The sequence below is a fragment of the Alteromonas sp. ABH2_165 genome (assembly GCF_056159945.1).
In genome coordinates this window covers 250407-272609 of sequence record NZ_JBSWWF010000007.1, presented here as the reverse complement: position 1 = coordinate 272609, position 22203 = coordinate 250407, and the positions used below count along the sequence as shown (strand labels likewise).

Genomic DNA, 22203 nt, shown 5'->3' with positions numbered 1-22203 from the left:
TTTCCTTTATAATGCGCATCATCGCGACTTTGTGTTTCATATTCTAAATAGATGCGACACACATGCAATTAAAAAACCGTCATTCTCTCAACCCCATAGCTCGCTCCCACTGAATATGAAGTTAAACGACGCTCAACAATCTGCCGTGACGTATGTTTCCGGACCTTGTCTGGTTCTGGCTGGTGCCGGTAGTGGTAAAACCCGCGTAATCACCAATAAAATTGCCCATCTGGTGCGCGAGTGCGACTTGCCCGCACGGCAAATTGCAGCGGTAACTTTTACCAACAAAGCTGCCCGGGAAATGAAGGAGCGGGTGGGGCAAACCTTGGGTAAGCAGGAAGCCCGCGGTTTGAAAGTGTGTACGTTTCACACCCTCGGTCTGACCATTATTAAAGCGCACGTGAAAGAACTTGGCCTGAAACCAGGCTTCTCGCTTTTCGATGATAAAGACTCCACTGCGCTGCTGAACGACCTGACCGAAGATACGATTGACGGCGATAAAGACCAGTTGAGCATGCTGCAAAGCTGCATTTCCAACTGGAAAAACGACCTGCTTCTGCCCGATGCGCTGGCGAAGAAAGCCACCAGTGCGGGTGAGCGGGAATTTGCCGAAGCATACCGCCACTATCAGAATCACTTGCGGGCCTATAACGCATTAGATTTTGATGATCTCATTTTGCTGCCAACCTTGTTGCTGAAAACAAACGAGAGTGTGCGACTGAAATGGCAGAGCAAAATTCGCTATTTGCTGGTAGACGAATATCAAGATACCAACACCAGCCAGTATGAGCTTGTGAAGCTGCTTGTTGGCGAACGGGCACGGTTTACTGTGGTTGGCGACGACGACCAGTCGATTTATTCCTGGCGCGGAGCTCGCCCGCAAAACCTGCATTTACTTCAAGAAGACTTCCCCAAACTGAATGTGATTAAGCTGCAGCAAAACTACCGTTCATCCGGCCGTATTCTGCATTGCGCCAACATACTCATTCAGAACAATCCCCATTTATTCGATAAAACTCTGTTTTCAGAAATGGGGTACGGTGAACCGCTCCGCGTGTTGTCGGCAAAGAACGAAGAACACGAAGCCGAGCGAGTTGTGGCTGAGCTTATCGCACATAAATTCATGAACCGTACGTCGTTCAAAGACTACGCCATTCTATATCGGGGTAATCACCAGAGCCGCTTGTTTGAGAAGCTGCTGATGAGTAACCGCATTCCTTACCGCATCAACGGCGGGATGTCGTTCTTTGGCCGCACCGAAGTAAAAGACATCATGGCGTACCTGCGCTTGCTGGTAAATCAGGACGACGACAATGCCTTTTTGCGCGTGGTAAATACGCCTAATCGGGGTATTGGTCGTGCTACGTTAGAAAAGCTGGGTAACTTTGCTAATCAAGTGGGCATTTCGTTGTTCGCCGCTACCACCCATTCCGGGCTATCTGGTGTGTTAGGTGAGTCTGCCTATCAGCGCGTTGCCGGTTTTGGACGCTGGGTTGTGGAAACCTCTGATAACGTTGTGCGCGGCGACAGTAAAGCCGTATTGCGAGACATGATTCGCTCTATGCAGTACGAAGAGTTCCTTTACGAACACAGCCCTAGCCCGAAAGCCGCTGAAATGGCCATGGCCAACGTAAGTACCTTATTTGGCTGGGTTACAGATATGCTGGAAGGAAACGACCTCGATGCGCCTATGACTATGCAGGAAGTGGTGAACCGCCTTATCTTGCGTGACATGATGGAGCGAGGGGAAGAAGACAGCGAAACCGATCAGGTTCAGCTTATGACGCTGCATGCCTCGAAAGGTCTGGAGTTTCCGATTGTGTTTCTGGTGGGTATGGAAGAAGGTTTACTGCCGCACCAAAGTAGCATTGATGAAGATAACGTGGAAGAGGAGCGTCGCCTCGCTTACGTAGGTATTACCCGTGCACAGCGCGAACTGATTTTCAGTCTAGCTAAAGAGCGCCGACAATTTGGCGAAGTGATCAACCCTGAGCCAAGCCGTTTTCTCTATGAATTACCCGTAGACGACGTGGTATGGGAAGAGAAAAAGGCGAAACCCACCGCCGATCAGCAAAAGAAAACCAACGAAGCCGGACTGGCCAGTTTAAAAGCGATGTTGGGGAAGAAATAGTTCCCCACTCTACTTACGCACTTTTTTGTCGTGTTACCTGTTGTGGCGAAGACAGGATCTTACCTTGCGCATAGTGACATTCAATTTCATTGAGTGCGTTGAGCTGCGCTTTGGCATTCACACCTTCAGCAATAACTTCGAACTTAAGGTGTTCTGATATCAGCATAACCGACTGAATTAACTTGAGGTTGCGCTGAGAGCGGGGCAGAGACTTAACGAAACGGTGATCTATTTTGATAAAGTCGAAGGGATAGGCAAACAAATAACTTAGCGACGCTAAACCGCTGCCGAAGTTATCCAATACGAGTGTTACACCTGCACGTTTGAGCTTCTTGATTGCAGGCAGGATATATTGCGAGCGGCGATTCAAATCATTTTCGTCGAATTCAAAAACCAAGCGGCCGGGCTCAATACCCCATTGTGTTACCAGATCTAAGATTTTATTCACCAGTGAAGCCTGAAGCAGATGATTTATCGATACATTCACCGCAATCTTTCCAATTTCACCGGCCTGTTTTGCATCGTGTCTGATAAGCGAGCAGGCCTTATTCAACTGGTATAAATCGAGATCCAGGGTTAATCCACTGTGCTCAGCAACCCGTCTGAAGTTTTCTCTGTCTACCTTTCCATGTGCCGGATGCACCCAGCGAACATACATTTCGTGGTACAGCACGGAATTGGCGCGAAGATCGATGACAGGCTGCATATAACATTCGAATTCTTCATCGCGTAATGCACGACGAAACTCGTTTTCGAGTTCAAGCTCTTCTATTAGCCGGTCGCGCATAGACTTATCAAACATCACAAAGCGACCGCGACCAATGGTTTTCGCTTGATACATAGCTGCATCGGCATCGCGAAGTACTTCATCGGCGGTGCGATAGTAGGTTTCCAGGTGGGCAATACCGATACTGGCCCCGCTGTACATCTCTTTACCATCAAGCACAAAGGGTTGAGAAATGGCTTCGATTATCCGCGAAGCAACATCTTCAACGACCTCGGCTTCCTCAAAGTTATCCAGCAGCACAACAAACTCATCGCCGCCCAGGCGAGCAAGCAGATCATGGCCCCGAATACACAGAGAAATACGGTGCGCTACTTCTATGAGGAATTCATCACCTGCGTGGTGGCCTAATGTGTCGTTGATGGTTTTAAAACGGTCGAGGTCGATAAACAACACCGCGAACAAATTATCCGGATAGCGCTGTTTGTTGGCAACAGCAAGCTCTAAACGACTGGCAAACATGGCGCGGTTTGGCAGGTCGGTAAGGCTATCGTGGTGCGCATCGTGAATTAGCTTTAACTCAATAACCTTACGCTCTTCAATCTGCTGCTTCAGATAAGAGTTTGTGGCGTCTAACTCTCTTGTGCGCTCGGCTACTTTTTCTTCTAGTAACGCATTGTATTGCTGAATCGCGTCGGTACTGCGTTTTCGACCTATTGCCGCTGCAATGTGGTGAGAAACGAAGCGCAATAGCTCGAGATCTTTGCCTGTGTATTTGGCCAACTTACCGTAGGTCTGGATACCAATTACACCCGAAATTTTGCCATCGACAATGAGCGGTGAACCCAGCCAGGAGTTGGCACTTTTTAGCATTTTCTGAGCAGTGGATACATCCAACTCGCCACTTTCAGCCAGTTCAAGTACCCGGGGCGGGTTAATCAGTTCAGTTTGACCACTACGCAGTACAAATTCAGTAAGACCTAATCCTAACGGACGACGAGACACCGATTCGTTCATGGTATCACTGAAATACGGGAAGTCGAGGTGGTTGCCCGATTCATCAAGGATCGCGATATAGCAGTTCGGTGCGCTAATCAAACGCGCCAGAATATTATGAATGCTGGCGTAGAAGGCATCCATATCGCCTTCAAGGTTGGCCGCAAGTTCAGATATCTCGTACAGCGCCTGTTGCAGTGTTTCTACTCGTTGGCGCTCTAATATTTCTTCTTGGAGCTCATCGTTGATTGTACGAAGCTGTCGGGTTCTTTCGCGAATGGTGCGCTCTGTGAGCTCGCGGTTTTTCACCCGGTCTACCGTCGTCACAATGTGTTGCGACACAAACAAGAGTACTTCGAGATCTTCATCAGAGTAACTCACAGAACTATCGTAGGTTTGTACCACCATGGCACCAATAACCTGTGAACCCCGTTTCAGTGGCACACCGAGGAATTGATGAGGCGTAGCGCCTACCATGGAAACGCCAGTTTCGGCGGCGAAAGCATCTTGATTTTCACTTTCAAGGAATACGTGTCTGCCGGTGCGAAGAATATGGCCGGTAATCCCGTCCATCAGAGACTCAGCAGGAATTTGTTTGATTGTTTGTTCGTCGAACTCGTCAACAAAGTAAGCAAAATCAATGAGGTTTGCTTCTTTTTCGTAAAACGCAACGAAGAAGTTATCTGCGATCATGAAGTCGCCGATAATTTCGTGAATGGCTGGATAAAGGCGACTAAGATTACTTACCGAACTGGCTAGTTCAGCAATATCGAATAGTGCTTTTTGTACTCGTTCCGCACGTTTGTACTTATCAGTGAGTTGCTGTAACTGCGGAATAAGTTCCCGAAGCTCCTCTTCTGACAACTCATACTGCGTTGACTTTGAAGACATCAGATTTGTGTCGCTTTATTATAGGTTTTTATTTTCGACAATAAATTAACCGATCTGTATTAAAAACGCTACTTAATGAGACAAAATTGCGGTGAACGGGCTAGAAATACCTTGTTCAGGTATGGTAGGGAATACCCGACAGCCTGTGGTGAAAACTGTCGGGGGTTTTAGCAGGTGTTAAATGCCTTCAATCATGTATTCGATGGTCGCTTTGATGTCGTCATCGCTACAATCTGTACACGTGCCTCTTGGCGGCATGGCGTTAATGCCATTAAGTGCATTTTGCCAAACACCGTCCAGACCACGCTCGTCTAAACGAGGCTGCCAGTCTGCGGCGTTATTAGCGCGCGGCGCACCCATCAAACCCGATGCGTGACACATTGCACAAGCGCCGTTGAAAATTTCTTCCGGAGTACGTGACTTTGCTGTGGTTGCTGCTGCAGTTTGTGCACCCGCAACATTTAATTCGCCATAGGGTTTTGTTCTTTCTTTAATCGCTTCGTCTGACATTTCCTGTGCATGAGCAACGCTCAAACCCAGCGAAACAGCCATAGCTATCAATGCTTTAACTTTCACTTTTGTCTCCAGGCAACGGTCTTAAAGTCTGTAATTGACTGATTATAGCGGTTAAAAAGTCTCCGACAACATTTTGAACATAAATACCTACAAAAACTGTGTGAAATAGCGTTAATAATGATTGATGTCATAAATTATCGCGATCTTTATGCTACAGATATCGTATAGCATACGATGGTGTTAATAAGGGCGCGAGCTTTAGTTGAATACGGTGTGAATACTGTTTATTCTGCCTGCTTTAAGCGCTAAATGTAGTATAACCCGGTACTGGAAGTGATGAATTATTGTTCGAATTGCATGGATGCTGAATGCAGCTCTACCTTGGCGCGTGTTAGTGCAATAAGGGGTTGTTGTTGTGAGTGAACAGCAAATAGCGCCCAACCGGCCTACCGCACACAAGTTTAAGCCCACTAATACCGAAGCTACTTCGCCATTTGGCTTCTTCTTGCTTTGTGTTTATACCGCGCTGGTATTTATTCGCCCCCATGAATGGCCGATATTTGAAACGGAACTGCCCATCCTGCGTACGTTCCTCATCATTACGTTTATCTTCTACGTCACAACGCTAAGTCCGAAGAAGTGGAACTGGCAAGCCACCATAATGGTGGTGATGTTCTTCTTCATGCTGTTGTCGGAAATGAGGGCGAGGCGATTCTTCAGTGATCTTACCTTCGTTACCGAGTGGGTAACCTCAGACATACTGCCGTTTATTCTGTTTCTAGGCTTTCTTGTGTCGCTCAGAAGGCAACGGATTATTCTGTTTATCTCGTTAATGGCCTGCGTCATCATGGTCCATCAGGCGTGGTTCCAGATTGGCGATCCGTTGGGTATGGGATGGGCGGAGAATGCGATATTCCGGGGTTCTGGTGATGACGCCATGATGCAGGTGCGTTACGTGGGTATTTTCCACGACCCTAACGATATGGGCATGTTCTTGGTGATGAACATTCCTATTGCCATGTATTTTCTGGTTAACACCAAAAGCTTTATGATTCGCATGCTGTCGTTGGGCATCATGGCGGCGCTATTTGTTGGTATATACTGGACCGGAAGTCGAGGCTCTTTGGTTGGGTCGTTAGCGGTGATTGCCGCGTACATTTTTGTGCGCTTCGGCCGGGTGAAGTTCATGATCCTCACGGCGCTTTCACTGCCGATAGTTGGGGTGGCATTAGCCTCGTTCCGTACCATCGGTTTAGAAGATAAAAGTGTACAAGACCGTCTGACAGCCTGGTATGAAGGTATTCAAATGGTGAAATACCGCCCACTATTTGGCTTCGGTAAAGATCGGTTTTTGGAATATCACTCCAAAGTAGCCCATAACAGTTTCGTTACGGTGATGTCAGAACTCGGGGCCATCGGTTATACCTTGTGGATGACGTTTATCCTGCTGATTTTTGTGATGGCGTACCGCATCGCAAAATTGCCCGCCATCGAAGGGCCAAAAGGTGACGCTTTACGCCAAGAGCAATCGTTAAATATCTACCTTTCTATTGCAATGATTGGCTATTGTTCCACCGCCTTCTTTATTAGTCGAAGCTATATTCTCTATTTCTACGTATTCGCCGCATTCGTAGCTGCGTCGTACATGCGGGTGCAAAAATCTTACCCTCAGTTCGACCTTAAAATTACAGCGGCAACAGTGGCCCGGGTTGCGGTGTGCAGCGCCGGAAGTCTGATCGTTCTGTATCTGATCATCAGATTCCTGCTCACAATTCGGTAAGAGGTTATTAAGTTTGAGTAATTTAAAAGCAAGCATCATTGTTGCCGTTTATAACGGCGCTAAAACGCTGGAGGCGTGCATCAATAGTTTGCTTGCGCAGACCTACAGCAACTTTGAAATCTTGCTAGTAGACGACGGCTCTTCCGATAATTCTTATGAAGTAATTCAGGCGTTTGAAAGCGACCCGCGAGTCCGTTACTTCAAAAAGGAAAACGGTGGGGTGGCCTCTGCCCGAAATTACGGTATCGGTGTTTCTGAGGGCGATGTCATTGGGTTCTGCGATCAGGACGACCAATGGAAGCCAACAAAGCTAGAAAAGCAACTTCCTCGATTCGACGACCCTGACGTTGGCCTGGTGTACAGCTGGGTTGAAATTCAGCGCATGGGCGAAACCGATTACAGCAAACCGGAAATAGAAGGGCGCTGCTTTCACGAATTGTTAGATGTGAATTTCATTTCCTGCTGCACAGCACTGGTTAGAAAGTCCATTTTAGAAGATATCGGCGGTTTCGATGATAGCCGCGAACTGCACGGTGTAGACGACCGACATGTATGGCTGCGCGTAGCGCGTATCTCAAAACTGGCGGTGGTAAAAGAACCATTGGCGGTGTACTACATTCATGGCGAAAACTACTCCATGAATCAAATGAAAATGTTGATAGCCGATTTGGTCTGCGTGAGAAAAATTGCCGCAATGCCAGAGGTGAGCGAAGCTGAGCGCGAAGAATGTCGCCTAGCAGAACACAAAATCTACCTGCACTATGCCGGAAACCTTTTTTATCAGAACAAGCCGGACCTTGCCGGGCAGTGCTATCTCGATGCCTGGAAAATCAAACCGTTAAAAGTTCAGCTACTGATCAAAGGGATTGGTCTGAAACTTATGCCTGCGTCATTGCTGAAAAAAGCAAAAGCCGCTCGTAAATCAGTAAAAAGAGCAGCCTGAATGCAACAGAAAGCCATTATCGTTATAGGAATGCATCGCAGCGGCACGTCGGCCATTTCGGGCCTATTAGCTGAACTGGGTGTATTTATGGGGTCGTCGTTGTTCGCGCCGCAAAAAGGCGTGAATGAAAAAGGGTTTTACGAAAATTCCCTGGTTGTCGAAATGAACGAGCGCCTGTTCGATGAGAAATGCTGGTCGTGGGATGATCCACTCGCCCATGCGTTTGCCGACAACAACGACAGCGCCATTCAAAAAGCACTTCCTCATGCGGCAGATATGCTGAAAACCGACTATGGCAATAAGCCGTTATGGGGCATGAAAGATCCGCGCACCACATTGCTCATGCCATTCTGGAAACAGGTTTTTAATAAGCTTAATGTTAAAACTACATACGTGTTAATGGTGCGTCCGCCGGTAGAAGTGTGTGGCTCTCTGACTAAGCGAAATGGCTTTTCGTTAGATAAATCGCTAATGCTGTGGCTGAACCACACATTTACGGGTTACTTCTGCAGTGACGAGCAGGAACGCTGCATTGTGACTTATCCTGACTTACTCGAGCAGCCCAAAGCCATCGCGCGCAGAATTGCAGAGTGCGCCGCGCTTGATATCGATATAGACAGTATGGATCTGAATTTTGTAGATAAAAGCATGCAAAATCAGAAGCAGAAAACCATGCCCGCTGGCGAGTTGTCTGATATTGCAGTCGACCTCTATACCGCGCTTTCACAGCCTGAAGTGAGCGACGAAGATGTACGCGCAGTAAAAGCGCGCTACGAACAATACTTAAGTCGCATGAACCCTGTGTTGGTAGAGCATTTACGCTCAGTAAAGCAGGAAGAAGTCTATTTCCGTCACCTCTTTGTAAACGCATACCGTTCTTTATGGTGGAAACTAAGCTGGCCACTGAAGAAAATAGAAATGTCGTTGCGCAAAAAGAAATGGCAATGGTAAGCGTGCTATGAAAAACGTATTCATTTGTGTCATTACCTGCAGAAGGCCGCAATGGTTGGCTCGTTTACTCGATGGCCTGCTGGCCCAGCAAATTGATGAGCACATCAAGGCCAGTGTGCTGGTGGTAGATAACGCACAAGATGCGGCTACCAAACAAGTAGTTGAAGACAAAGCGGCAACCAGTGTGATACCGGTTATTTATGATGTAGAACCCCAGCCAGGCATCGTGTTTGCCCGCAACCGCTGTGCGCAGCGATTCTTGGAAGAGCAGGGCGATTATCTAGTATTTATCGACGACGATGAATGGCCGCAGTCACCAGATTGGCTGAATCGATTATGCGAAGGTTCTGATAAATATCAGGCCGATGTAGTAACCAGTCATGTGATTTCTGTCGGCGAGCCGGGTACGCCTGAATGGTCTGTCGATTTAATCTACGGCAATAATCCGTTTACGGAAGGGCAGTTCATTGATGTGTTTTACACCAATAATGTGCTTATTAGCCGAAACGTTATCGCCTCGCTTAACCCCTGCTTCGATGAGCGTTTCGCCATGACCGGCGCCAGCGATTATCATTTTGCTTTGCGCGCAAAGCACGCCGGCTACCGTTGTGTGTATATCGATGCACCGGTAGTGGAAGAATTCCCCAAGAGTCGCGCAACTATAAAGTGGTTCTGCCGTCGGGGCTATCGTTCAGGCATTGGTTATACCCGTTCGCACATATTCGAAGAATCATTTGGCAAGGCCCTGGCACGTTGTGCGGTGTTAAGTGGTGTCAGAGTGCTGCGTGGTTTAGGCAAACTTATCGTAGGCGCAGTAACTGGAAATAAAACCAAATACGTTGATGGTCTGTTTCGACTGTGTTCTGCCTGGGGAACCATTGTAGGATTCTTTGGCGTGAAGCACGAAGAGTACAAAGTCATTCACGGAAAATAGCGTTCACATTAAGCAACGAGCGCGTAAACAGTTAATTAAAGAGACAAATTCAGATGCAAAACACACCCCAGCAATACGCCTTTCTGGTAGGTTCGGCGAAGTCAGGTACGACTAAACTGGCTGACTTGCTCGATTTGCATCCTGAAATCAGTGTGTCGTCGGACAAAGAGCCAGACACATTCGCCCGCAACGATGTTTCAGCGGCGGTGATGGCAGAATACGATGCGCTCTTTGAACCGAATAGCACCATTCGTATTGACGCGTCCACGTCGTATTCTGAAGGCACCGATAGCCTGCAGATTGCTAAGCGGCTGGCAGAGGTCGACCCTAACGCAAAAATTCTGTATCTGGTGAGAAACCCGGCTAAGCGCGCTTGGTCGTCCTATTGGCACTATGTACGAAACGGTACTGAAAAACGCGAACCAATGGCCGCCATTACCAACCAGACATCACCACATTTCGTCGGTTCTTGCTTTAACTTGCATGTGGCGAACTATGTGTCTGTGTTTGGTCGCGACAATGTGCGGGTGATCCAGTTCGAAGACTTCATCAAACAAGCCGATGATATTTATCAGCAGATCATCACTTTCCTCGGGCTGGAAAACGTAACGTTAGAGCAAGATGAGTCAACAAAAACTAAGAATAAATCTTATCAGTGGCGCGGTCCGGCCGCATTTTTAAAGCACGTGAATCCCAAATACATTCAGAAAACCACTAAAGTGCTGAAAAGCCTGCTGCCTGAATCGGCGCTGGAAAAGCTCAGAAACTCAGCCACCAAGCCCGTACCGGATTTAAACGATACAGACTACGCCACATTGGCTGCGCTTTTTGAAGCTGACCACCAGTCGCTTCAACAAGATTACGCTGACCTGTTTATCAAACCTACATCGTCTAAATAAGCAGAAGTTAGCCTAAAAAATGAAGAAAAAACTCGCCAGCGCGGCGCTCTTTTCACTGGTTTCAAAAGGGCTCAACATTGTTTCGATGTTGCTGCTCACGCCTGTCATCCTGGATGTGATTGGCAAAGAACAATACGGTCTTTGGATCCTCATTCTTTCCATTATTGCCTGGTTTAACGTATTTGAACTGGGCTTCCCTGCTGCGATTTATCGCTTTGCCACCCTTTTTCTTGAGCAGAAAAAGTATGATCAGTTAAATCGCTATCTGGCTACTTTCCTGGTGGTGTTTGGTGGGCTAGGGCTTATTGCCGTTTTGGTGCTGGTGTTGTTCGGGTTTTTCCCTCATTGGTTCGATGTGGGCGACGACAACGCCGGGTTGTTCTCTTTCACCATATTCCTGTTCACCATCAAGGTAATCGTCGACTTTCTCTCGCACATTCCGAACAGTATCTTCGTGGCCAACCTGCGCATTGATATCGACGAGAAGGTCACCGCGTTTAGCCTGCTCATTAAGTTAATAGCGATTTACTTGCTGATCGACGACTTCGGTATTCTTACCTTAATCGGGGTAACGCTGGTAACCGAAATTGGCGCAAACCTGCTTAAAGTCGTTCTGGCTTACCGGTTGCTACCATCACTTAAGTTAGATTTGCGTTTCTTCTCGATGGACGTTTTCAAAGAGATTTTTTCTTTCTCTAAACACGTGTTTATTCTGGGGATTGCGCGGGTACTTAACGACCGTATCGACCCGTTTATTATCGTAAAATTCCTCGACCTGAAAAGCGTTGCCATCTTCAACATCGCGAATAACCTGATCACTCAGCTTAATCTGCTGATCATTTCATTCTTTAAGTTTCAGGGGGCGATTTTCACCAAAAAAATAGCCGCTAAGCAGTCAGCTGAAAACCTCTACAATACCATTTGTACCGCCAATACCTATGTGGGGCTGGTGTTTGCAAGCTGTGTTGTCATTCTTGCCGACCCGTTCGTGCATTTGTGGTTAGGCGAAGAGTTTGAAGCCTCGGTAGGTCTGCTGTACGTGCTGGCGTTTGGTGTAGTTATTCGCCCCATCACTGCCACATCTAATCAGCTGTTGTTGGCGATGGCCACCCATAAATTGTTGGCCGTGGTGCAGTTCGTCTGTGCCCTGGTAAACATTGGGCTTTCCATCGTGTTAATTGGTGATTACGGGCTGGTGGGTGTTGCCTTCTCTACAGTGTTCTCAAACCTGCTGTCGAACGTTATTTTGGTAAACGTGTTGCTACCCCGTTATACCGATTACAAGCTTACCGCGCTGCGTATGCGCATGATTTATTCGGTGGCGAATCTCGGCGTGGTAACGTATTTCTTTGCCGGTACTAACGTAATGGCGTTCGTAGACTCGTGGCTGATGCTGTTTGTGGCTGCTGCCGGCGTGTTTGCGGTATTAAGTGTGCTAAACCTGACTATCTTTGTTGGTCAGTTCGGTGCATTGCGAAGCATAATTAAACGCTGAGAATTTTCTCAGCGTTCAGTCATACTGGCTTTCGACAGTTCAATCATCTTGTTACGAACATCGGTGTAATAGGCCGCAAGTTCTGCCATCCCATCTTCTGGAATGTCGATATCTGAATAGTTTGATTTCTGCTTGGTGATCACGCCTTTATTCAGGTTCCCTGAGTGATCGCCGCCTGAGCCAGAACCCGTGAGTGTTTGCTTCTTAAATTCCGGTTTTAATGGCTCTGAAAGCCCCAATTCTGTTTGTAGGAACACTAATGACGCTTCGGTGTTATCACGCAGAGCATCGGCATCTAAGTACAGAAATTTGCCCGGCAGCGCGCTAGCGTAGCTAAGTAGAGTATTCAAACGTTGAATGTAGTAATCGCGGGCACCTTCAAAAGTAGCGCGTTCATGATTGTCAACCCGTTTGCCAACTTGGCTCATAATACTGGGAATGGTGTTTTGCGGTGAGCGCAGCGAAATAATGAACTGGCAGTCGTCTCGCTTGAGAATAGCAGGGTGCACTTCGTATTCGTTGTGCAGTAACTTATCGAAAATGAAGCGGCTGCCTGGCTTGAAACGGTGATGGTTCGCATGTTCAATTCGCTGATTCAGAAAAGCAAACTGTTTGCTGCCGTAGCCGATGTGCTTTTCGTAGTAGCCGTTAATCTCGTCGCTAGAACCAAAAATATGGCCCAATAAGCTCGTATTCGCGCGCATATGACTTAATAGAAAGATATGGCGATAGCTGTCTTTGGCATGTTTATCGAGAGCGAACTTCGCGAGCTTTTTTATCAGCGGGGTTTTCTTTTTCACTGCTGCTTCCTCGCTTTATAAATTTTTGCCAGGCGCTCAACGTTCTCTTTGCTCATTTCCAGCTCTTTTGGCATTTTCTTCTTTTTGAAAATGTTGCGCTTCACTTCCAGTTTTTCTTCAATCACTTTCGGACGGCTATAAATGCCTGCCCAACAATCAATTAAGGCGCCGACATCCAAGGCGATGCCGCCTTTAGCTTTAATCACTTCACAATAACCTTTACCAATTAAACCGGCACCAACAATAAATGGCATACCCGGATAATCTACCTGTATGGCATCGCAGATCTCGTTGTATGCTTCAGGGAAATGGGCAGCTTTTTGTTTGCCTTGTCGCGCACTTTTGTCTGGTACCTGATACAGCGAAACCGGCTTGCCGGTGGCCTTCTCTATATTTTTCGCGACACTCGCACGGGCCGTTACTAAGCCAACCTTATCGGCGTTCAGCATCAGTTGCGTCATGCCACCATTTAAGAAGTAATCGAAGGAAATCCACTGGCTGCAAAGGGTTTGCTTTGCCATTTGCATTTCATTGAATTGCTTGTACAACTTCGCTACGCGAATGGCGTCGAACGCCGAAATGTCCTGCTCGGTTTTGCGCAGGTGAAACTGCTTTCTGAACGTTTCCAAAAACCTGTCGCTGTAGCGTTCATTCATCAATGCGCAATCGAAATCCACATTCACGATATCATTACGAACGCCCAGAATATCGGCATTACGCGTGGCGCTAATCAGGTTTTGTTTGGCCTGATAAAGCTGTTCAATTGAAACCGTGCGGCCAAAATGCTCATTCAAATAAAGAATGTCATCAATCAGAGATTGTTCATCGAAATCGAGCAGGGCGCCTTCGCCGTCGCCCAATCGCAAAAACATAAACGGTTTACCGTCTTGTTGCGCTTGCTCTAGCTGCGTTTCAAACTGGATTTCGTCAATTAAAGTAATGTTGTCTCGGGTGTCCATTTACTGCCTACTATGGTAATTGCCCACGTTCCCGGAATGCGTATGATTATTAAGAGATAACGTGCGAATTTTCCAGTTTTTTATAGATACATGCCTATGCTTTCTTATAAGTCTGGCCAATCAGGTAACTGAATATAGCCGTCTTGTTCCGGGCGCATCTGATCTAGCGTGTCGCGCTGCAGGCGGCCGAAGCCTGAGGTGTCGTTGTCTTTTACGGTGATTTGCGGCTTTCCGCTCATAACGGCACCTTGCGCCGTGCGCTCCAGTAGCTTTGTGGTGCCAGTTACACGATTACCTGAAACCGTAATCACAGGCGTACCTTGTTCCCAGCCTGCATCTTTCACTTCGTCGGTTACCAGCGTGGTCTTTGTTGGCGACGCTAAATAGACTAACCGGTTATCTGTTACCTCCAGGCTATTTAAGCCCTGAAAAGTACGCACCATAGAGCGATTGTAATTACCGTCTATCACAAAGTAATTGCGCGCGAATACCGCATCGCCCCGTGACGGGCTTTTGCCATCACCACCGGCCCGCGAACCTAATCCCGGCATACGATGCACCAGCATATTGTCGGTTACTTCATGGTGCTGACCATCAAAATCGTATTGACCGTCGTAACCAATCACTTCGACCAAATAACGGGATTGTTTCTCAGCACCGTTTTCAATCCAATTGTGGCGAATTACCGAATTCTCAAAACGGGATTTAACCGCATTGCCGCGCAAATCGTGCAGGTAGCTGTTCTCAAGGGTGAACGTTGCGCCGGGAAAGGTGTGCTGATCGCTTGCCACGTAGATGCCGTGATTCCACGGGCGGCCTTTTTCTTTTCCGCCGGCATCATATATTTCAACAGCATCGAGAGTTAGGTCGCCCGAATCATAGTCGGTAGACAGTACCCCGGTTTTACAGTGTCTAATGAGTACATTGCGCAACGTGGTATTGTCGGAAGCGTGACGAAAACACAAGCCGCCGCCCTGCAAAATGACGTTTTCTACAACCCAGTTGTGCGAGCTGGTAAGCCCCATTGTCCAGTTGAATCGTTTAGTGCCTCCTTCAATAACAGCCCGTTTAGACGCATCAGTGGCATTGCTTTTAAGCGTTATTGGCTGCGCGCGGGTGCCGGATATTTCTTTTGCTTCGAATGCCTGATAAGTGGCACCGGGCTCAAGAATAATGGTGTCGCCGGCTGAAAGCAGCTTAAACACATCCTTCACTTCGCGATAGGTGGGAGACGACGGGCCGACATGCCAGGTTTTCGGTGCGCGACTATCGTTACGGGTTTGCACCGGCCAGCGCAAGCGGAATACATCGCGACGTCTGTCAGGGTCGGTTTCGTTGAAAACCAAGCGATAGGTTTTGCCAACGCCATTGCCTACCGGGGCTTGCACGCGCAGGCGAAGCGTATCGCCTTCTTTTACGATGAATTCTCCGCCCGCTTTAAAGCTGTCGCCGTTGTGAGCAATCTCAATATCGCGGGAGGTTAATTTAAGTGGGTGAGGACCAACACCTTTCAGGCGTATACATTGTTCAAGCAGCGCGCCTGGCTCCTGTTCAATTTGAGCCGGCAAACCACCACGATGACGCAGCTTCCACTGGTAGTCTGAAATGTCGCGCTCCATACAACTATCGTTGGCCGACGCGATACCAGAAAAAGAAATCAATACACCGAAAAGTAGCGTTTCAACATACATCGCGACAATCGCGTACCCTTTCTTCATTACAATCCTTCATAGTTAGAAATACACTGCGCCGGCAGAATAATGCGCACGTTAACCCGCATGATCATGCTCGGCGGTTTACACCACGTATCCTACGCCCTTATCCATTTTTGCGTTCATTTCCACTTTCATTTCCTCTGAAATGCCGTGGTCGACAGAGTAGGATTCATCGAATACCGGGCTGTTTTCCATTTCTTCCCGGCGCTTATCAATGTATTCATCATACGAGCAGATAAAGCGGGCCGGTATGCCGCCATAAACGCTGCCCGAAGGAATGTCAGACGTAACAACGCTCCCCGCGCCTACAATTACTTTATCGCCAATGGTTACACCTGGCAGCACAATGGTTCCTGCACCCAGAAATACGCGATCGCCAATGGCTACCTTCGCAAGACGCGTATAGCCAAGCGCATGTTTGGTGCTGGCATCGTGAGCAAGAATATGAACGCGAGGGGCAAGGGTAACGTAGTTGCCAATGGTAATGTGCCAGGCGTGATCGGGGTCGATAATGGCACCGCTCAGCATATTAAAGTTAGTACCAATTGTTGCGCCATTCTCACGCGCCTGAGCTGCCGGGCTCTTACGATTGAGTCGACGTAAAATCCGTTTAATCATGCCTGCACCACTGAAATTCTCACCGTTTATTTACTGCCGGTATTTGTACCACGATTACGCACGCATATACACTGTGCTCACGCAGTAAACAGCCCCAGCAGCCAATAAACGACAAGACAAACAATTCAACGGCCGAACACGCCGATTTTGAAAAGAAAACGGTTGAAGCAGGACGACGGCAACAGTATCATTGCGCCCCTATTCTCGATTCGTGCACTTCTTCGCACATCGACGAATGCACCCGTAGCTCAGCTGGATAGAGCGTTGCCCTCCGGAGGCAAAGGTCATAGGTTCGAATCCTATCGGGTGCGCCATTTTTAAAGGGCTGTAGTCCGATTCATTTCTTCTAAAAATTCCCTTTTTGAAATATGTAGCAAATGTGTAGCACTTGGAAGTAGTTCAATCTTGTAGCTAGGGGAAAGTTGTGAAGCTGGCTACACAATATCTAATGAATGTCCGATATCAGTAGCAATCGATGACAAGACGTTTTGTTCAATAGGCCAGTTGGTGATGGCTTTAAGTTTATACCTGCTAATCAACCAAATTATAAAAAGAACAATTGATTGAGAGTACCAAGGTAAACGCTCCCTCTTGTGATTAATGAGACTTCTGATGTCATTTTTTCCTTTGAAGAAAACTGTAATTCTCTCTCTAGTTTCATCGGATAGAAGTTCGCTAAATTGATCAAGAATGGTGATGGATGATTTCTGAGCAACTGTGCAAGGTTGACCTGTAAAGTTAAGATAGAGCTCGTCAAGAAAGCTCTGAAATTGAAGTTGTTCGAAGGGTGTTGAATTTAAATCACTATTAACTTTAGAAAAAAACTCATCTGTTGTCTCTATAAGAGCCATGCTTCTAGCGACAGTTCTTTGAATCGAGGGATTTATTATCGTTTTGGCTTTATATATCGCATCGTGGGTAAGCTCAGCATATGCATGCTGTAAAAGTGTGCGAATCTGAACTTCACATGGTGTATCAGCTGAAACAGCCGTACCATTTATACTCGAATCTTCCTTAGGTCTAATGACGTAGTGAACAGATTGATATGTAAAGAGTAGTGGTGCTTTCTCTCTTTCCAAACCAAAGTTCCTACATTGCACCGCTTTCCAGCTTTGATTATGTTCGATGGCATCAGTGATGTAATATATATCACGTTCGAGAAGAACAACAAATCTGCATCCAACTTTGTCATGAATTTCTGCGTATGGGTCATTATATCTTTTGTCTTCTCTATAGAATGCTTTATCAATCAATGAAATATCATCTTTAATGCGAGTTTCACAAGGCAGTTTTAAAAAATTCTTAAAGTCAGGAACCGTAATCTTTAACGAGTCACAAATAGAAGACGAAACGAATTCGCCCCACGCCTGATATGAAGCTTTATCTTCTTGCCACTGCTCTAAAAACTCTTGTTCGGTCATTCTTGAGTGGTTATTTGATCTTTAATTAAAACCCTTGTCCATGTTGGAGAATCCTCATTTTTAGAATCACTTTGAAACTCTTCGAAGCTGATTAGTTCACCAAAATCCTTTGCGGGCGCAATTATTTTGACTTTTTTCTTAAACTCCAGTTTTCTCTCTTTTAGCTTACTTTCAATATGAAGGGTGTCTTTTGCAAACGAGGTGATCTGTACCTTTTTTGCCTCTAAAGTTTCCACATAAGAAGCACTTTCATCGCTTTGAAAGTATCTAGTTGAAAAGTCGATGGGGTCAACAGTATTAGTGTTCTCATATTTTAAGTAAGAGTTTAAAGCATTTATTAACGAACTCTTTCTCTCCTGATCGATTTCAAGAGATTTTATAAAGTTGTGAGTTACATCAAAGAACTTTTTAGTTGTCTTAGCGCTACTACTAGGATAACCACAACCTAAAAACCCTGAATAAAAGTACTGCGCAGCAACCTTACCGTCTATTGGCGTTATTTGTGTATCACAAATTAGTACTTCAAACTGCTCTTTCAGCGGTAAGCTTTCGTCTACATCACTTCTTTTGAAAAAACCAGCTGTCTTATAAAGTTTAGTCGCTGGTGTCAACAGGGCTTCAGTTACAAAAGAGAGAGTTATCTGGCGTGTCAATTCGTCAAGCTTCTTCTCATAAGCACTATGTAAATCAGCTTTCATAATACCGATAAAAGGTTTGTTTTCCATTGAATATGTTCCTTTGAAAACAACCACTATTCCTCCGGTGTATCGCACTTGATTTTGTGCATCAGCGAGCATATGTGCAATTTTAAAGGACTCGTCAATAAAGTTGCTGTCGTTTGCTGTAAGAAGTAGGTCAACCGTTTTTACTAGTGAAGTTGGACCATCATCAACGATCGCCATCGGAACAGCTTTAGAGTCCGTACCGAGCGCGGAAGATACTCTGTCTTTGAATGTTGAAAGAGCCAAATCATCAAATCTTATAAGCTCTTCACCTTTTACTGGATCTACTTTTTCAGCCATATTGTTACGACGAAAGATTTGATGAATTGCTATTTTTGAAATTTCTAAGTTAATAAGGTTCATCTTAATGATTACCTGTTTTAGTTGTTTTTATTTTCTCGCGTACAACTTTTAGCCATTCTGAACTATCTTGATCCCAAATCTCTTGATACTTTTCGAAAATATCATCTAAATTTGGATTTGAGTTTTTAGAAGATAAATAATTTATCTCATTTTTTAATTGATAAAGAGAGAGAAGAGTTGTTTTTTGTCTAATCCATAGTCCCTTAAGATTAAAAGCTGAATCATAGCCCGTAACAAATGTAAGCAATGCACCTAATGCTAAAGCTATATTTTTCTGGCATGTTTGATATTCAATTGGAACATTTAGCCCTAAAGAAAGTGTGACGAGAGCACCAGTTGCAATAATCAGAATTCTAGCGATCGATGTATGTTTTTTTCGACTACTTACTTTTTTCTTAAGCTTTTGGATTTTTTCGTCAATCTCATTTTTGAGAAATAGTAATTCTTGCTGTTCTTTCATCGTCCATAATATTTTCTTGCTTGCAGTAAAGCTATGATAGCACTTGAAATAACTTTTTTGAAAACTAATCAGTACACTTATTTACAGAACTCCAAGTAAAAGCAGAAGAGTCGTTATGCGGCTCTTTTGGCCTGATGTTCAATGCGCCATTCGTGAACGCGGGTGATGATTTCTCTATCTGCATGTTGCACACCTTTTAATACGAACGTGATCACGCCGTCAAAGTAACTTTGCTTTATTTCACCGGTTTCTTGGTTAACCTTCTCTTGATAAAGCGGTCTGATTGGCTGTTCGTCGCGTTTGCAAAATACGCCGCCCATAAGCTCCACAAACTTCGCCCAGTCGCCACTGTCGGCTGCTTCGTATATTGCGTCAAATACCCAACAACTCGCCCAAGCATCTACTCGCTTAGATACGTTTCATCGCGTAGAGATAAGAGATCATCATGTTATTTCTTGATTAATAGTAAAAAAACTTAGAGTCTGGGTATGAAGTTGTTAAACAAGGATGAGTTGTAAAATGTTTGAAGTATATCTGGATGAATTTAAGAAATTGAACGTGGACAGGTCGTCTGGTCGGGCTAAACCTCATAAAGTTTGCTTGCTATTCGCAGTGTTTGACCTGATTGAAGACAAGCATATCGTTAACAATGAAATTTTTTACGATCAAGCCCTAAAGGAACGATTCACTTATCATTTTGAGAAGTTCCGTGCTGATGCCGACAAAAATAGTCCTTTTCTACCTTTTTATCATCTTCGAAGCGCTAGCTTTTGGCATCATAAGCTGAAGTCTGGATCTACAAATAAGAAATTTTCAGTTAGTGATAAATCAATAGGTACGTATATCGAATATGCTTATTTAAACGATGACCTTTTTGCACTTCTTCAGGATGAAAAAAACCGGAATACTCTGCGTCAGTGCTTGAGTCAAAATTTTTCTGAATTAGGCAAACAGTTCCAACGCTGGGCGGTTGAAATTGGAAAAAGCAACGAAACTGCACAAAACTTTACCACGGCATTAAAAACTACGATGCCAAATTGGTTGAATACGTTAGGCCGAGGAGCAAATTCGCTATTTGAAATAAGCTCTGTTCGAGAACTGAAGCGTATGGAACTGATTTTGTGCGAAACCGAGATATTTAAGAAGCGTGATTTCATAGAGCAAAAAATGTACTCATCTGCTCTCAAAGCCTATGAAGACTTTTTGCTCGATACCACTCAAGTGCAGCTACAGGATGACATTGAAAATATACTTCAAGACGATACCAAAACTCCGACAGAGAAAGCTGTTTTGGTAAAGACCCGAATCGGGCAGGGTAAGTACAGACAAGACCTCATTGATTTGTGGGGGAAATGTGCACTAACAGGAATTGAAAATAGAGATTTCTTAATTGCCTCTCACATAAAACCTTGGCGTGACTCATCTGAAGAAGAAAAGCTTGATAAGTACAATGGCCTTTTGTTAGTGGCTAATGTCGACAAAGCCTTTGATAAGGCCTACATAACGTTCGCTGACAGCGGAGAAATAATGATCTCTGATGAGTTGGAGGAATATACAAGACTGGGTATAGAGGCAACGGCCAAACTCAAAATTAATGCAAACAGTCGCGAGTACCTTGCGTACCACCGAGAAATATTATTCCGAGGCTAATTAAGCATGTTTACTAATTTTTATAGTTTGCCAGGTGATCGTATTTCGCCCAAGATCATCTTGAACATTAGTTCCTGTTATGGATTTAGCTACAGTATCAGTGGCGCCAGATAAACGGTGAATTTCATCAATACTTACCTCATACATAGGTCTTTGAGGATCATCAGGGCCGTAGCGTAGGCTTATAATTATAAGACCATCTCTGGAAAGTAACTCCACCAACCGGGTAAAAGTTTTACACCGTAAAGATGGTGGAATATGCATCCACACGGCAGAAAGAAGTATGAGATCGTACGAAGTAGCTCCGTATGGCAGCTCTACAAGATCGGGTAAACATGCTGGACTCCATTCAATGTTATGACAAGCAGCCATGCTTGCCCGATTTCGTAACTCTTCCGCCGGCTCAACTGCCACAACCTTCCAGCCTAGCGATGCAAGCCATCTTGCGTCACGTCCACTTCCGGCACCTACATCCAATGCAACTCCGGGTTCTTTTTCTTTAAGAATGTGGCTCCAGCTCGCATGCACGCTCTCGGCTTCAACAGAATCATAAAGTTGTTGAAAGTGCTCTGCGTTCTGGCTGTAGTAAGAAATCGTTTCGTCCATGAATAGAAATAGCGTAATGCTTTAACCTTCATACTAAAGCATTTCTTCATTGCTGTTTATGCTATTCACCCTGTCTACAATCATTACTAGCCCAGCCGGTTAAACGAGGTAAAAAGTCAGGCCCCAAAGCAGAAAAACCAGCCCCAAACCAGCAAATCCGATATACTCTAAGCTCTAATTTAATAGCGGAGCTTTTTAATGCGTGTATGTGGTGTAGAACTGTCGGCAAATGATGCAAATATCGTCCTGCTGAATCTGGATAATGGCATGTTTCGCCTGCCTGAATGCCGCACCCGTAAAGTGAGCCTGCAAAAAGCGGCTACCGCCCACGAGCTGAAGTATTTTCAGAAAACTTTCGCGCAGTTGGTGCAGGATTATAAAATCGAAATCATCGTTATCCGTCAGCGCCCGATGAAGGGTAAGTTTGCTGGTGGCGCCATCGGTTTCAAATTAGAGGCTGCGCTTGAGCTATTAACGGGTGTAGAAGTTATCGTGATGCCGCCAACTGAGATAAAAACGGCATTAAAAGAGAGTCGCACCTATATCGATTTTAACGATACCGGGTTAAAGGTTTTCCAAAAACCGGCTTTTGAGACTGCGCTAGCCTACATCAATCAACACATGTAACG

Annotated in this window: 20 protein-coding genes and 1 tRNA gene; 10 read left to right on the top strand and 11 right to left on the bottom strand. The window is 45.6% G+C overall.

The window, feature by feature from the left end:
* Positions 1 to 115 precede the first annotated feature (115 nt).
* Positions 116 to 2131, top strand: coding sequence for a DNA helicase Rep (gene rep / locus ACXAFQ_RS15220; protein ID WP_474824113.1), 2016 nt, complete (start codon positions 116 to 118; stop codon positions 2129 to 2131).
* A 13-nt stretch (positions 2132 to 2144) separates the two neighbouring features.
* Here rep and ACXAFQ_RS15215 read toward each other — a convergent pair whose 3' ends face one another.
* Complete coding sequence (locus ACXAFQ_RS15215) at positions 2145 to 4742, bottom strand: sensor domain-containing phosphodiesterase (protein WP_474824111.1); 2598 nt, start codon at positions 4740 to 4742, stop codon at positions 2145 to 2147.
* 177 nt (positions 4743 to 4919) lie between these two features.
* Positions 4920 to 5318 (bottom strand): c-type cytochrome, encoded by a 399-nt coding sequence (locus ACXAFQ_RS15210; protein ID WP_474824109.1) that lies wholly within the window; start codon positions 5316 to 5318, stop codon positions 4920 to 4922.
* 355 nt (positions 5319 to 5673) lie between these two features.
* Here ACXAFQ_RS15210 and ACXAFQ_RS15205 point away from each other — a divergent pair, with 355 nt between their 5' ends.
* Genes ACXAFQ_RS15205 through ACXAFQ_RS15180 form a run of 6 tightly spaced genes read left to right on the top strand, consistent with a single transcriptional unit; the run spans position 5674 to position 12260 of the window.
* Positions 5674 to 7038, top strand: a complete 1365-nt coding sequence (locus ACXAFQ_RS15205) for an O-antigen ligase family protein (RefSeq protein ID WP_474824107.1) — start codon at positions 5674 to 5676, stop codon at positions 7036 to 7038.
* Between the two features lie 13 nt (positions 7039 to 7051).
* Complete coding sequence (locus tag ACXAFQ_RS15200) at positions 7052 to 7981, top strand: glycosyltransferase family 2 protein (protein WP_474824105.1); 930 nt, start codon at positions 7052 to 7054, stop codon at positions 7979 to 7981.
* Positions 7982 to 8932 carry a sulfotransferase family protein gene (locus ACXAFQ_RS15195; protein ID WP_474824103.1) on the top strand — a complete coding sequence of 317 codons (951 nt, stop codon included), beginning with the start codon at positions 7982 to 7984 and terminating at the stop codon, positions 8930 to 8932.
* A gap of 7 nt (positions 8933 to 8939) precedes the next feature.
* Positions 8940 to 9866 carry a glycosyltransferase family 2 protein gene (locus ACXAFQ_RS15190; protein WP_474824101.1) on the top strand — a complete coding sequence of 309 codons (927 nt, stop codon included), beginning with the start codon at positions 8940 to 8942 and terminating at the stop codon, positions 9864 to 9866.
* A gap of 53 nt (positions 9867 to 9919) precedes the next feature.
* The gene (locus ACXAFQ_RS15185) at positions 9920 to 10765 is read left to right on the top strand and encodes a sulfotransferase family protein (RefSeq protein WP_474824099.1); all 846 of its coding nucleotides are present in this window, start codon (positions 9920 to 9922) and stop codon (positions 10763 to 10765) included.
* Between the two features lie 19 nt (positions 10766 to 10784).
* On the top strand, positions 10785 to 12260 hold the full coding sequence (locus ACXAFQ_RS15180) for a lipopolysaccharide biosynthesis protein (protein ID WP_474824097.1): 1476 nt from the start codon (positions 10785 to 10787) through the stop codon (positions 12258 to 12260).
* 8 nt (positions 12261 to 12268) lie between these two features.
* Here the strand turns inward: ACXAFQ_RS15180 and ACXAFQ_RS15175 are convergent, their stop codons facing one another.
* The 4 genes from ACXAFQ_RS15175 to ACXAFQ_RS15160 all read right to left on the bottom strand — a co-directional run bounded on the left by ACXAFQ_RS15175 (position 12269) and on the right by ACXAFQ_RS15160 (position 16352).
* Entirely contained in the window at positions 12269 to 13060 is a 792-nt protein-coding gene (locus tag ACXAFQ_RS15175) for a hypothetical protein (RefSeq protein WP_474824095.1), read from the bottom strand.
* Positions 13057 to 14019 (bottom strand): hypothetical protein, encoded by a 963-nt coding sequence (locus tag ACXAFQ_RS15170; protein WP_474824093.1) that lies wholly within the window; start codon positions 14017 to 14019, stop codon positions 13057 to 13059. Before ACXAFQ_RS15170 ends, ACXAFQ_RS15175 begins: the two co-directional genes overlap by 4 nt.
* Before the next feature lie 104 nt (positions 14020 to 14123).
* Complete coding sequence (locus ACXAFQ_RS15165) at positions 14124 to 15737, bottom strand: right-handed parallel beta-helix repeat-containing protein (protein WP_474824091.1); 1614 nt, start codon at positions 15735 to 15737, stop codon at positions 14124 to 14126.
* Between the two features lie 78 nt (positions 15738 to 15815).
* The gene (locus tag ACXAFQ_RS15160) at positions 15816 to 16352 is read right to left on the bottom strand and encodes an acyltransferase (RefSeq protein ID WP_070126067.1); all 537 of its coding nucleotides are present in this window, start codon (positions 16350 to 16352) and stop codon (positions 15816 to 15818) included.
* Positions 16353 to 16589: 237 nt separating this feature from the next.
* Here ACXAFQ_RS15160 and ACXAFQ_RS15155 point away from each other — a divergent pair.
* Positions 16590 to 16666 (top strand) — tRNA-Arg (locus ACXAFQ_RS15155).
* A gap of 120 nt (positions 16667 to 16786) precedes the next feature.
* Here ACXAFQ_RS15155 and ACXAFQ_RS15150 read toward each other — a convergent pair.
* The 4 genes from ACXAFQ_RS15150 to ACXAFQ_RS15135 form a co-directional block, all read right to left on the bottom strand.
* Positions 16787 to 17773, bottom strand: a complete 987-nt coding sequence (locus tag ACXAFQ_RS15150) for a GTP pyrophosphokinase (RefSeq protein WP_474824088.1) — start codon at positions 17771 to 17773, stop codon at positions 16787 to 16789.
* A complete protein-coding gene (locus ACXAFQ_RS15145; protein WP_474824086.1) occupies positions 17770 to 18858 on the bottom strand; it encodes a nucleoid-associated protein in 1089 nt (362 codons plus the stop codon). Before ACXAFQ_RS15145 ends, ACXAFQ_RS15150 begins: the two co-directional genes overlap by 4 nt.
* Position 18859: 1 nt before the next feature.
* Positions 18860 to 19318 (bottom strand): SLATT domain-containing protein, encoded by a 459-nt coding sequence (locus tag ACXAFQ_RS15140; RefSeq protein ID WP_474824084.1) that lies wholly within the window; start codon positions 19316 to 19318, stop codon positions 18860 to 18862.
* 113 nt (positions 19319 to 19431) lie between these two features.
* Complete coding sequence (locus ACXAFQ_RS15135) at positions 19432 to 19638, bottom strand: hypothetical protein (protein ID WP_474824081.1); 207 nt, start codon at positions 19636 to 19638, stop codon at positions 19432 to 19434.
* A gap of 199 nt (positions 19639 to 19837) precedes the next feature.
* Here ACXAFQ_RS15135 and ACXAFQ_RS15130 point away from each other — a divergent pair, with 199 nt between their 5' ends.
* Positions 19838 to 20968 carry an HNH endonuclease gene (locus ACXAFQ_RS15130; protein ID WP_474824079.1) on the top strand — a complete coding sequence of 377 codons (1131 nt, stop codon included), beginning with the start codon at positions 19838 to 19840 and terminating at the stop codon, positions 20966 to 20968.
* On the opposite strand, the gene ACXAFQ_RS15125 is transcribed toward ACXAFQ_RS15130, so the two are convergent.
* Entirely contained in the window at positions 20969 to 21574 is a 606-nt protein-coding gene (locus ACXAFQ_RS15125) for a class I SAM-dependent methyltransferase (RefSeq protein WP_474824077.1), read from the bottom strand.
* 198 nt (positions 21575 to 21772) lie between these two features.
* Between ACXAFQ_RS15125 and ACXAFQ_RS15120 the strand changes: the two genes are divergently transcribed.
* Positions 21773 to 22201, top strand: coding sequence for a DUF3010 family protein (locus ACXAFQ_RS15120; RefSeq protein WP_070126060.1), 429 nt, complete (start codon positions 21773 to 21775; stop codon positions 22199 to 22201).
* Positions 22202 to 22203 lie beyond the last annotated feature (2 nt).

Coding starts and splice junctions, on each gene's coding strand:
- ACXAFQ_RS15145 (WP_474824086.1), bottom strand. CDS start 18,858: ATGAACCTTATTAACTTAGAAATTTCAAAAATAGCAATTCATCAAATC.
- ACXAFQ_RS15185 (WP_474824099.1), top strand. CDS start 9,920: ATGCAAAACACACCCCAGCAATACGCCTTTCTGGTAGGTTCGGCGAAG.
- ACXAFQ_RS15160 (WP_070126067.1), bottom strand. CDS start 16,352: ATGATTAAACGGATTTTACGTCGACTCAATCGTAAGAGCCCGGCAGCT.
- ACXAFQ_RS15190 (WP_474824101.1), top strand. CDS start 8,940: ATGAAAAACGTATTCATTTGTGTCATTACCTGCAGAAGGCCGCAATGG.
- rep (WP_474824113.1), top strand. CDS start 116: ATGAAGTTAAACGACGCTCAACAATCTGCCGTGACGTATGTTTCCGGA.
- ACXAFQ_RS15135 (WP_474824081.1), bottom strand. CDS start 19,638: ATGGGCGGCGTATTTTGCAAACGCGACGAACAGCCAATCAGACCGCTT.
- ACXAFQ_RS15130 (WP_474824079.1), top strand. CDS start 19,838: ATGTTTGAAGTATATCTGGATGAATTTAAGAAATTGAACGTGGACAGG.
- ACXAFQ_RS15195 (WP_474824103.1), top strand. CDS start 7,982: ATGCAACAGAAAGCCATTATCGTTATAGGAATGCATCGCAGCGGCACG.
- ACXAFQ_RS15150 (WP_474824088.1), bottom strand. CDS start 17,773: ATGACCGAACAAGAGTTTTTAGAGCAGTGGCAAGAAGATAAAGCTTCA.
- ACXAFQ_RS15125 (WP_474824077.1), bottom strand. CDS start 21,574: ATGGACGAAACGATTTCTTACTACAGCCAGAACGCAGAGCACTTTCAA.
- ACXAFQ_RS15215 (WP_474824111.1), bottom strand. CDS start 4,742: ATGTCTTCAAAGTCAACGCAGTATGAGTTGTCAGAAGAGGAGCTTCGG.
- ACXAFQ_RS15170 (WP_474824093.1), bottom strand. CDS start 14,019: ATGGACACCCGAGACAACATTACTTTAATTGACGAAATCCAGTTTGAA.
- ACXAFQ_RS15140 (WP_474824084.1), bottom strand. CDS start 19,318: ATGAAAGAACAGCAAGAATTACTATTTCTCAAAAATGAGATTGACGAA.
- ACXAFQ_RS15180 (WP_474824097.1), top strand. CDS start 10,785: ATGAAGAAAAAACTCGCCAGCGCGGCGCTCTTTTCACTGGTTTCAAAA.
- ACXAFQ_RS15165 (WP_474824091.1), bottom strand. CDS start 15,737: ATGAAGAAAGGGTACGCGATTGTCGCGATGTATGTTGAAACGCTACTT.
- ACXAFQ_RS15120 (WP_070126060.1), top strand. CDS start 21,773: ATGCGTGTATGTGGTGTAGAACTGTCGGCAAATGATGCAAATATCGTC.